This is a genomic window from Aeromonas sp. R1-1, assembly GCF_040908495.1.
GTDB lineage: Bacteria > Pseudomonadota > Gammaproteobacteria > Enterobacterales > Aeromonadaceae > Aeromonas > Aeromonas veronii.
The window spans coordinates 26,744-37,184 of sequence record NZ_JBFODV010000087.1 but is presented as its reverse complement, the minus strand read 5'-3'; the positions used below and the strand labels follow the sequence as shown (position 1 = coordinate 37,184).

The window sequence follows — 10,441 nt, the reverse complement described above, 5'->3', positions numbered from 1 at the left end:
GCTCTGGGTGTGCCGTGCAGCTTGGTCCACATAAACAGGCTGGTGAGGGCGAGCAGCAACAGGGCCAGGGCGGCGATATCGCCAAACAGCTGCCAGCCGAGGCCGGTGCCCATACCGCGGTGCAGCCGGTTGAGGCTGGCGGCAAAGTTGGCCAGTTGCAGGTCGGTACGTACCAGCAGGGTACCCTCGACATAGCTGGCGGCCACGCTCTGGCTGAGGGTGACGCCGCGCATCTCCCACTTGGCGGGCAGGGTGAGCGGGCCGTTCGGGGTGGGCAGGGTCTGGGCCGGGGTGAGCATGGTTCGCCCGTCGGCAAAGGTATCGGGATAGCGCTGTTGCAGCAGGCTTTTCAGCTGCTCCGGGCTGGCGAGTGGCGCCTCCAGCACTATCTCTTCACTCGATTTGTCGGTGTGGGGGCCGGGGATGGGCAACACGGCACGGTGTTGCAGCCAGAGACCGGTGATGCCGTACATCAGCATCAGGGCGAGGGTAAAAAAACCGGCCCAGGCATGGAGGCGGCGTACCCATTTGTTGTTGTGAAGGGGAACTCTTCTGCGTTTCATCGTGGTTGCTTCATAAAAAACTGGCCAGCAAGGGCTGGCCAGTCGGGGTGGTTGTCACTGGATCAAAAACGGTAGGACGTAGTCAAATTAACCTGCCGTGGGGAGCCGGGCATGATCTGAGAGGCGCCGGTAGCACTTACGTAGTAGTGAGTGTCAAACAGGTTCTCCATACCGAACTGCGCTTCCCAATGTTCCCAGCGATAGCCCGCTCTGGTATCAACGCGTGCATAGCCGGGGAGCACCGTGGTATTGGCATTGTCAGCAAAGCGATCACCCACAGCGGTAACACCGCTCTCGCCGAACCAGCCGAGCTTTCCTTGCTGATAACCGGCAAACAGTTCGCCATTTAGGCGTGATACGCTGCTTGGGCGATTGCCCTTATTGATGGAGTCTTCCACCATTTCTGCATCTTGCAGAGCTATGCCGCCGCGGAGATAAACCTCGTCGTTCAGCTGAGCTCGTGTACTGAGTTCGATACCGTCGGTACGTTGCAGGCCAGTGAGGAGTATCTTGCTGGGATCGAGTGGATCTTTGGTTCGCTTGTTATACATCTCCAGCCGGTAGATGGAGAGGGTGGTTGCCAGTTTGCCATCTAGCCAGTCGCTCTTGACGCCGGTCTCATATTGACGGGTCAGCTCTGGGTCTAGAGTGTTGTTTTTATCACCGATCTGGTTAAGGCCTGTCACGCCACCGCCATTGGGCATAAAGCTTTTACTGTAAGAGAGATAGAAAGCGTGTTCTTCTATCGGATTCCATACCAATCCTGCGCGCGGGCTCAGGCTGTGGTTTGAGATTGTCTCCTCAGCCGGGTTTTTATTGTCACGACTGTTGACCTCGAATTGGTCATAACGCAGTCCTAGCAGCAGTGTCCAGTCGCCCATTGAGAGCTGATCTTGTACATAAGTCCCGATACTGCGGATTTTATGTTGCTTGTCAGAGGAAAGGGACATCTTGCCGTCGTAGGTCGGTAGGGCCTCAGGGTTGTAAAGGTTGAAAGATTTAAGATCAGGACTTTTCCATAGCTTGGGATAACGCTCCTGCCACCCCTGATCGGTGCCGACCAATAGGGTGTGGGCAATGGGGCCACTCTGCAGGTGTCCTTCGACCTCAAGACTGGAGGCGAGATTACGGGTTTGTAAATCTTGCTGCCAGCGAGTTCGAGTTATTTGCTCACCTTCCATTTTGGTTATGTAGGTATTGTCGAACTGGCTCGAGAGATCGATCAGGCTCAGTTGCTGGCGCACCTGCCAGTCGTCGTTTACATCCCAAGTGAAGCGAGAGCGTGCCGACTGTGCCAGATCGTTGATGTAGTCACGCCGTAAATCGCTATAGACGGCGTCACGTGGCACATCTGCTGGACGACCGTTAAGGCTGGGGATACCGCGGTCCGGCGTGCGGTGCGATTCATTGCGTTCGTATTGCAGTAGCCAGCTCAATCGATCAGTGATATCCCAGTTCATGGCTGGTGCCACCATAGTACGTCTGCCGTGAACGCCATTACGGAAGCTGTCGTTGTCTTCCTGAGCGACGTTGAGTCGTAGTTGCACCGCCTCGCTCGGCTCGGCGCTCAGGTCTGCGGCCATGCGTTGGTAATCGTAACTGCCCACGCGTACTGTGACGCTGGACTCCTGCCCTTTCTGCGGTTTTTTGCTGATGCGGTTGATGATGCCGCCGCTGCTACCACGCCCGTAGAGTACTGCTGCCGGGCCCTTTAGCACTTCTACCCGTTCGATATTGCCGAGATCCCGGGTGTACTGCATGTCGTCGCGGAATCCGTCGAGATAGAAATCCGTGCCTGCGCTAAAGCCGCGGATTGTGACGCCGTCGAAGCGGGTATCACCGCTTGCATCAACACCTGGAATGCCGACCAGAGCTTCGCTCAATGTGGGTTGGCCGAAGGCGGTCAGCTCGCTGACCTTGACGCTGTCGATGGTCTGGGGAACCAGCTTGGCTGGCGTATTGGTACGGGTTGCGGTGGCAACTTCCTGATGCTGGGATCGTTTGCCAACCACTGTCATGGTTTCATCGGCGGCCTGGGCAGTGAAGCCGGTGCCCAGCAGTGCCAGCGAAACCAGCGTTCTGCGAAAGTGAGGGTGCTGCATATTCAATATTGACTCTTTGGATGTCGACCTGACGGATCGAACATATTGATTTAATTATAATTAGCCTGACCCGCTTAAGCGGGATGCCAATGATATTGATTTTCATTTGTCTGGCAAGGTGAAAATGGAGGGGGGCTGTGGTGGCAGGTTTTACGGTTGGGGAAGCGCGGCTGAAAAGTAGAACCATTGCAGCAAACTGCGGTAATGAAGCGAGAGCAAAAAGGGCGTAGCGGAAGAGAAAGGGGCTAAACGTGAAGAGGTATCCGGCCCGATAGGACGGGCCGGATACCGGACTCAGCGAGTACGCAGCAGTCGGCGGGCGAGGGGCAGGGCCGCCATCAGGCGATAGACCAGCAACGACGCTCCCAGCAGCAGCGGCACCTTGGCAATCTCCCACAGGATGGATGCGCCCTGCGGGCCGAACACGAAGAGCCAGACCACCAGCATCATGTGCAGGCAGTAGATCCCGAGCACTTTGGGGGCCTGGCGCTCAAGCCAGCTGCCCTTGCCCCACTCGGGGTTGGCCAGCAGCAGGCCAAACAGGCCGATAGCCCAGGGAAGGGAGCCGAGCAGGAAGTCGTGGCGGGTGAGCGGCACTGCGGCAAAGTGCTGCAGCGCCCAGGCTTCACAGCCATAGAGCGTCACCCCAGCCAGCAGCAGTTGCCAGCCGGTGCGGATATCCGGCTGCCACTGACGCTGGCGCAGCAGGGCACCGAGCGCCACAAACAGCAGGGAGAAGAAGGGGCCGTTACGGGTGAGCAGTGGCCACTCGGCACCCAGCAGCGGCTTGGCATAGGAGCCCCCCAGCAGCGCCAGCAGGTAGAGGTCAAGACCCAGCCAGAGGGCGAACGATGGTCTGCCAAGCCGGTAGCAGAGTGCCAGCAGGGCCACCGCCATGACCAGGGCTGGCAGGAACCAGAGGTGGATCATACCGCCCACCAGCCAGCCATTGAGGGGGTCGCCGATCTGGAATTGCCACTGCCCGCGCAGGGAGGCCAGATAGCCTTGCTGCACGGCATCCAGCGGATTGAACGGCACCAGCAGGTAGACCAGACTCCATACCAGCCAGAGCAGCAGCAAGGGGTGGCAGTAGCGCCAGGCCACGGTCAGCGGCGCTTCGCGGCTCAGTCTCGGCTGCAGAAAGTAACCGGCACAGAGGAAAAACAGCGGCACGGCAAAGCGACATAACTGGTTGATGGTGCCGCTCAGCCAGAGCCAGGATCCACTTCCCCACAGGGCGGGATTGAACGGATTGGCGAAGGGGGATACGTGAATGGTCATCACGGCCAGAATGGCCAGTACCCGCCCGCACTCGATACTGGAAATACGCATGGTGGCTCGTCGTTACAGGGGTTGTGATGGCACGCTAAAATTCTCGCTGCCAGGTTACAACCAATTGATTCTATTAGTGTGAATCACGCTGTTGAGTAGTTACGTTTTGTAACTGAATGGCGGAAGGTGTTACCTGTAGCGGGAACTGGATCCCATTTTTTGGGCGCGCTCATGCAGATAAAAAAAGCGAGGCAGGTGCCTCGCTTGGTTGGGGATCTCGAGCTTACTGGTGAGTCAGCATGCTGCTCTGGTTGGCTGCAAGGGTGGTTCTGCCCGAGCTCTCCAGCCAGGTTTTGATCCGCTTGGCATCGGCGACCCGATCGTTGGTGGTTTCGGCATTGAGCAGCACCATGATCACCGGCTCACGATTGACCTTGGTACCCAGCACCAGACAGCGGCCCGCTTCGCGGATATAGCCGGTCTTGGAGAGGGTGAACTCCCATTGCCCTTCGCGGATCAGCCGGTTGGAGTTGAGGTAGTGCAGCTGGCGTTTGTTGGTGCGCACATAGCTCTGCTCGTCGGTGGAGTACTGACGGATCAGCGGATAGGAGGCCGCTGCGGCGGCGAGTTTGGCCAGATCCTGCGCGGTGGAGACATTGCGTGGGTTGAGCCCTGTGCTGTCGGCGTAGCGGGTATTCCACATCCCCAGCATGCGGGCTTTGGCGTTCATCGCCTCGACAAAGGCACGCTGGCCGCCGGGATAGTGGCGGGCCAGCGCCGAGGCGGCACGGTTTTCAGAGGACATCAGGGCGATATGGAGCATTTCGGCGCGACTGAGCCTGGAACCTATGGCCAGGCGCGAGCCGGTTCCCTTGATGCGGTCGATGTCGGCATTGGTCACGGTGAGCATTTCGTTGAGGCGCAGGTTGGCATCCAGCACCACCAGCGCCGTCATCAGCTTGGTGAGTGAGGCGATGGGCATTACCCGGTTGCCGTTGCGCTCGGAGATCACCTCGCCGGTTCTGTGGTTGGCTACCACGAAGGCAGCCGAGCTGAGGTTGGGCACATCCCGTCGCTCGAGAAAGCCGCTGCTGCTCTTGCTGCTGGCGGAAAAGGGGTTGGCATGGGCACTGTCCATAGTGGCCGGCAGCATTACTGCGCCAAGCAACAGGGGAAGGAGGGAACGCATCATCATGATCAGCTCTACCGGACGAAATACAGGGATATCTCGCTAAGTTATATGTCGTGAACTGGCGCTTCACAATCATTCTCACCTTGATATTGATAATTTACGGCGTTGAGCGCGCTCTGACGGCGAGGAGAGCGTAAAAGAGGTCTCCATGGAGTCTTTTTTACATTGAAACTACGTGCTGGTCGTGATGGCGAGCGGAAGCAGGCGCTAAAAAAATCGGGACCAGAACAGTCCCGATTGGCATGGCGCATTGCTTACCGTTTAGTGGGCATCTTCCTGCTTTATCTTGAAGCGCATGGCGATCACCACGAACAGCAGCGGGCCAATGATGGTCCAGACGCCGGTGGAGATATCGCCGGAGATAAAGGGGGCGACCACGGTAAAGACGTTGCCGAAGGCGACCAGGATCAGGCTGATGATGGTGGCAAGCAGTACCGAGCCCGCGCTCTTGAAGAAGATCAGGTCCTTGCCCAGCGCCGGGTTGTTGCGATAGCGATACCAAGCGTAGATGAGGAACATGTAGGGCAGGGTCATGCCGACATTGGTCATGGTGATGACCAGCTCATAGAGGGCGGCGGCCCCTTCCGGGTTGATCAGGGTAAAGATGGACTTGGTGGCAATGAACAGACAGACCACCCAGGCTTGCACCTTGAGGGCTTCAATCCGTACGCCATTCTCGTTCTCGCGCTGGAAACGCTCCGGCCAGAAGTAGCTCGGGGTGCCGGTGATGAACTGGCGCAGCGGTGCGTAGGAGAGGGCGATAAAGGCACCCAGATAGCTCAGGAACATGCCCAATCCGGCAAAGCGCATGAACACCTGTCCCAGCCACTCGCCACCGAGATGGCGCCCCAGCTCCAGCATGATGATGAAAAGGGCGGAGAGAGAGGTGATTCCCTCGGCCGGGAAGTCGCTCCAGCGCATGATGGAGCCGACCGCCAGAAAGCCGATGATGTAACAGAGCACGATGAAGGCGCCGGAGAGGAAGATGCCGCGCTTGAGGTCGCGCTCGGGATCTTCCAGCTCGTCAGCCACCCCGGCCATCGCCTCGACCCCGCCGTAGGCGAAGATGGCGAACACCATAAAGCCGAGGAAGGGGATGATGTCGTTGAAAGCGGCATTGGGAGAGGCCGTCAGCGATGCTTGGGTGAAGGGCTCCTGCAGAGTCATACCGCTCACCGCGAAGGTGAAGACGCCGCCGACCAGCAGCAACACGTTGAGTGCCACCACGGAGAGACCGCCGATGGCCGCCACTTTGGCGAAGCGGGCGCTACCCAGGGTGATGAGCTTGGTGACGGTGGCAACCAGCGCGATGGCGACCACGCCCAGAATAAAGGGGCCGAAGTCGATGCCGGTGCCCAGGGTGACCGGGATGACGGTGATGTCGCGGCCAAACAGCATGAAGGAGAGGGGCACCCACATGGAGAGCGCCTTGCCAAACATCCAGATGACGTAGGAGGCAAACCACATGGTCAGACCGATAAAGGCAAATCGGGTCGAGACCGAGTGGCGCATCCAGGTAAAGATACCGCCCGCCTCTTTGCGAAAACCGGTGCCGAATTCGATCATCATCAAAATGAACGGGATGAAGAAAAACAGACCGCCGATCACGAACATCGGAATGGCGGCATATCCCATTCGGTAAAAACCGATCCCGATATTAGTGACGCCAAATACCGATGTTAATATCATCAATATAAAGGCGCCCAACTTCAGCTTTTTTGCTGACATATTAAAAACTCCCTGATGGTGCTGGATTTAAAATAATCAAAAATTAAACAGACGAAACCGGACCCATTAATAACGCGGTAGCGCCATGCCATCCTGCTGTGGCGGGCGCGATCAGGTCATCTCTGACCAGGGCTGGCTTACCCGTCAGGCAGTCAATGAATGTATGGGCGGAGCAGCATGGTCTGTGCCATGCGCGATATTGGTCAGCGTTGCCGAAAATTAACTGTGAACGATTTTATCATTAATGCTGCTGGGCAGGTAAGTTTCCCGAATGAAGCTGTGGTTGAAATAAACAGACCTGCCAGTTAATTGATACGTTGCGGATGTAAACATTTACGCCAGGGCTGACACTTATTTCCATTATTGGTATTCGGCATATTTGGCGGAGTGAATTACGCCATCCTGTCAGATAAATACGCACCAATGGCGACAGCGCTTATCCTCCCAGCCGGGTCAGCAGCACGCCGCCGGTAATAATGGCCGCCGCCGTCAGCCGCATGCGCCCGAGCGGCTCTTTCAGCAGCCAGACCGAGAGCAGCATGGCAAACAGCACACTGCTTTCGCGCAGAGCCGCGACCACGCCAATGGGGGCTTGGGTCATGGCCCAGATAACAATCCCGTAGGCGAGCAGTGACATAGCACCTCCGGTGGCGCCAACCAGTGCATATTGACGGATCTGGCGCCATGCGTTGCGTTTCTGGTGGACGATCAGCACCAGCAGCATCGCTAGCCCGGTGTAGGCAAAGAGCCAGAGGGTGTAGCGTACCGGTTCACCCCCTGCGCGGGCGCCGGCCCCATCCGAGAGGGTATAGGTCGCCGTGAACATAGCCGTGATCAGTGCCGCCCGAACCGCTTTGCTGTCAAGGCGCTGCTGCCCGCCTCGCCAGGCCATCAGCAAGACCCCCATGATCAGCACGCAGGCGCCGATGATGCCGCCGTAACCGGGGTAGTCCCCCAGCAATATGGCACTTAACGCCATGGCGAGCAGCGGGGCACTGCCACGGGCCAGCGGATAGATCTGGCCAAAATCGCCCTGATTGTAGGCATGGCTGAGAAACAGGCAGTAACCGATATGGAGCAGGACTGAGAGGCCGAGCCAGGGCAGCTCGGCAGCAGAGGGAAGCCCCATGGGCAGCAGCGCCACGGCGGCGATAAGCCCTGAGAAGATCGCCACCAGTGACACCCCCACCAGCCGCTCTTCGCCAATCTTGACCAGCGCATTCCAGCTGGCGTGAAGCAGGGCTGCCAGCAGAACGGCAAAAAAGACGGTGGTACTCATGGGAAAGGGCTCTCGGGCGATGGGGGTCAACAGCATACCCGCCCGGAGCCTGATTGGCCGAGATCTTTATCAAGGCTTCGGCTTTTCGGGGCTCGCCTCCTGCGTGGTGGCGTTACCCAGTTGCCCCAGCACCAGTTTGGGATGGGGGTCGGTCTGCAGCGGAATATCTTGCAGCTCGGTTCCCTGCTGGTGGCGATGGATGATCCCGGCGGCCATCTTGCCCAGTGCCTCGTAGCTGCTGATGGTGCCAACGCTGCAGCCGTGTTCAACGAACAGCTCGGCACTGCAGATGGTAGGGATGGCAGCTTCGTTGAGCGCATTCAGCAGGCGGGGGGCGATGGAGAGCAGATAGCTGTCTGCGGCCAGAAAGACGATGTCGTTTTTGGCGTCCTGTTGCAACCGCTTCAGTTCGTTGTCCAGCCGCCGTGGGTCAGGGGCCATTCGCCAGGTGACCATCTGCCACTGATAGCGTTTCGCTTCATTGAGCAACATATCGGCCACCAGCAGGGTGTTCTGCTCACGGGGGTTGAAGGGTAGCAGCAGCCGTTTGCCGGTGGCCAGATGCTCGCTGGCGTTGGCCAGTTGCAGCGCCATCGGCACCATGTTGCTTACCCCGGCCACCATGCTGTTCTGGGCTTTGTCTTCCGAGAGGATGTCTGCCCCGACCGGATCGGAAACCACATTGAAAATCAGAGGCTTGCGGTTGGCCACCAGACTCTTGGTCATGGTGGTGGCGGTGGTGCCAAAGGTGTAGATGTAGTCGTATTCGGCCAGTTTCGGCAGCATCTGCTGGCGCAGCATGGTTGCCAGCGCCGTACGATCCTGATCGGCGTTATAGGTGGTGATGGTGGCCTGATAGCCAAGGCGGGTCAGCTCTGCCCGAAAGCCCGCTTCGGCTGTGGTTTCACCGCGCCACAGCACCATGGCGATAGAAAGGGCGTGAGCGGGAAGAGCCAGCAGCAACAGCAGGACGAGAGGCAGTCTGACCATGATCATCTCTCCGGCGATACATCTACTGTTGAGCCTAGGCCACTTTCTCCGGTCGTGAGCGACGCTCAGCAAAAAGCGCGATGGCAAGCCATCGCGCTTTGGGGATCCGCAAAACCTCGATTAGAAGTCGTAGCGGGCAGCCAGCTGGAAGTCATCCTTGTTGGCAGTCGCTTTGCCGGCAACGCTGTCCAGATTGTTGATACGGTACTCGCCAATCACCCGCAGGTTCTTGTTGAATTTGTACTGGGCACCCAGGGTGTAGTAGTCAATGGCATCGGTTTTCGTGCCGCCAGTGACTTCCTGCTCCTGTTTGTTCCACAGGGCCATCAGACCGAAGCCGTTCTCGAAGTTGTAGCCCAGCGCGGCTTCCCAGCCGGTATGATCGGTGCCACTCTGCACAAAGTCAGAGCCATCGGCATAGCTCAGAGCCGCATAGGCTGCCTTGTTGTCGAACTTGGCTGAGATCAGCCATAGCTTTGCGTCTTCGGTATTCTTTTCCTGACGTTGGCCAACGTTGTAGGCGGTACCCAGTGACAGATTGAACGGGAAGGTATAAGCCACTGCTGCACCATAGGCTGGGTCTGCGGCGGAGATCTTGTTGCTGCTCTTGTCTTCTTCTTGGCCGCCATCAAATTTGTAGCTGGCATCAAACTGGAAGCCGTTGAACAGGCCGGAATACTTCAACACAGAACCGGCGCGGTTGGTGGCGAAGGTGTCGGTCTTGGCGCCCAGCGCTTCGTTGCCGTAGCCGTCGGAGAGGGAGACATCAGTCCAGTCGGCCAGGAAGCCAGGGGCCCCTTTCTGGCGACCGAAAGTCACGGTACCCCAGTCAGCGCCGACACCGGCAAAGGCCAGACGGGTGCGCAGGTTGTCTGTGTTTCCATCTTTACCCAAGGTCTTTTCGCTGTCGTTGATGTACATCTGCACTTCGTACAGGGCCAATGCTTTCAGACCGCTCTGGATCTGGGTCTCGGCCTTGGCGCCGAAGCGGACAAATTGGTTGGCCCCTTGCTTGGCGCTGTAATCCTTGGTGCCATTGATAGTATTCGGGTTTGTTGTATCGACCCCTTCCTTCTTGTCACCGAAGAATTGACCAGCGTAGATACGGCCATAGAGATCCAGCATGGAGGTGTCATTTTTGTACACTTCAACGGCTTGAGCCTGGAAGGCTGCGGTGAGAGCCAGTGCCACTACAGTCAGCTTTTTCATCTTAATCCCTTGTGGTGTTGCAAGCTTTTGTTTTGAAAACGGGGTCATGCTAGGCAGCGGGGATGACAGCGGGGTGACAGTTGGATGAAGAGTCGATGGCAATTGG

General features: G+C 58.0%; 8 protein-coding genes. All 8 read right to left on the bottom strand.

What is annotated here, in order from left to right:
- On the bottom strand, nt 1-563 hold a 563-nt coding region (locus AB5Y92_RS05240), incomplete at its 3' end, for a PepSY-associated TM helix domain-containing protein (protein ID WP_368225845.1).
- A 62-nt stretch (nt 564-625) separates the two neighbouring features.
- The gene (locus AB5Y92_RS05235) at nt 626-2,665 is read right to left on the bottom strand and encodes a TonB-dependent siderophore receptor (protein ID WP_164537888.1); all 2,040 of its coding nucleotides are present in this window, start codon (nt 2,663-2,665) and stop codon (nt 626-628) included.
- Nucleotides 2,666-2,959: 294 nt separating this feature from the next.
- Nucleotides 2,960-3,997 (bottom strand): acyltransferase, encoded by a 1,038-nt coding sequence (locus AB5Y92_RS05230; RefSeq protein WP_368225843.1) that lies wholly within the window; start codon nt 3,995-3,997, stop codon nt 2,960-2,962.
- 223 nt (nt 3,998-4,220) lie between these two features.
- Nucleotides 4,221-5,132: a D-alanyl-D-alanine endopeptidase gene (gene pbpG / locus AB5Y92_RS05225; protein ID WP_005336410.1), complete on the bottom strand. Its 912-nt coding sequence runs from the start codon at nt 5,130-5,132 to the stop codon at nt 4,221-4,223.
- A gap of 258 nt (nt 5,133-5,390) precedes the next feature.
- Complete coding sequence (gene yjeM, locus AB5Y92_RS05220; protein WP_164535906.1) at nt 5,391-6,857, bottom strand: glutamate/gamma-aminobutyrate family transporter YjeM; 1,467 nt, start codon at nt 6,855-6,857, stop codon at nt 5,391-5,393.
- A 436-nt stretch (nt 6,858-7,293) separates the two neighbouring features.
- Nucleotides 7,294-8,172, bottom strand: a complete 879-nt coding sequence (locus tag AB5Y92_RS05215; RefSeq protein ID WP_201986355.1) for a DMT family transporter — start codon at nt 8,170-8,172, stop codon at nt 7,294-7,296.
- Between the two features lie 33 nt (nt 8,173-8,205).
- Nucleotides 8,206-9,126: an ABC transporter substrate-binding protein gene (locus AB5Y92_RS05210; protein WP_368225841.1), complete on the bottom strand. Its 921-nt coding sequence runs from the start codon at nt 9,124-9,126 to the stop codon at nt 8,206-8,208.
- Nucleotides 9,127-9,246: 120 nt separating this feature from the next.
- Nucleotides 9,247-10,335 carry a porin gene (locus tag AB5Y92_RS05205; RefSeq protein ID WP_164535908.1) on the bottom strand — a complete coding sequence of 363 codons (1,089 nt, stop codon included), beginning with the start codon at nt 10,333-10,335 and terminating at the stop codon, nt 9,247-9,249.
- Between the last annotated feature and the right edge of the window lie 106 nt (nt 10,336-10,441).

What these genes read in the sequence shown, in the direction of transcription:
- pbpG (WP_005336410.1), bottom strand. Translation starts at nt 5,132, where the DNA reads ATGATGATGCGTTCCCTCCTTCCCCTGTTGCTTGGCGCAGTAATGCTG.
- AB5Y92_RS05230 (WP_368225843.1), bottom strand. Translation starts at nt 3,997, where the DNA reads ATGCGTATTTCCAGTATCGAGTGCGGGCGGGTACTGGCCATTCTGGCC.
- yjeM (WP_164535906.1), bottom strand. Translation starts at nt 6,857, where the DNA reads ATGTCAGCAAAAAAGCTGAAGTTGGGCGCCTTTATATTGATGATATTA.
- AB5Y92_RS05235 (WP_164537888.1), bottom strand. Translation starts at nt 2,665, where the DNA reads ATGCAGCACCCTCACTTTCGCAGAACGCTGGTTTCGCTGGCACTGCTG.
- AB5Y92_RS05215 (WP_201986355.1), bottom strand. Translation starts at nt 8,172, where the DNA reads ATGCTGTTGACCCCCATCGCCCGAGAGCCCTTTCCCATGAGTACCACC.
- AB5Y92_RS05210 (WP_368225841.1), bottom strand. Translation starts at nt 9,126, where the DNA reads ATGGTCAGACTGCCTCTCGTCCTGCTGTTGCTGCTGGCTCTTCCCGCT.
- AB5Y92_RS05205 (WP_164535908.1), bottom strand. Translation starts at nt 10,335, where the DNA reads ATGAAAAAGCTGACTGTAGTGGCACTGGCTCTCACCGCAGCCTTCCAG.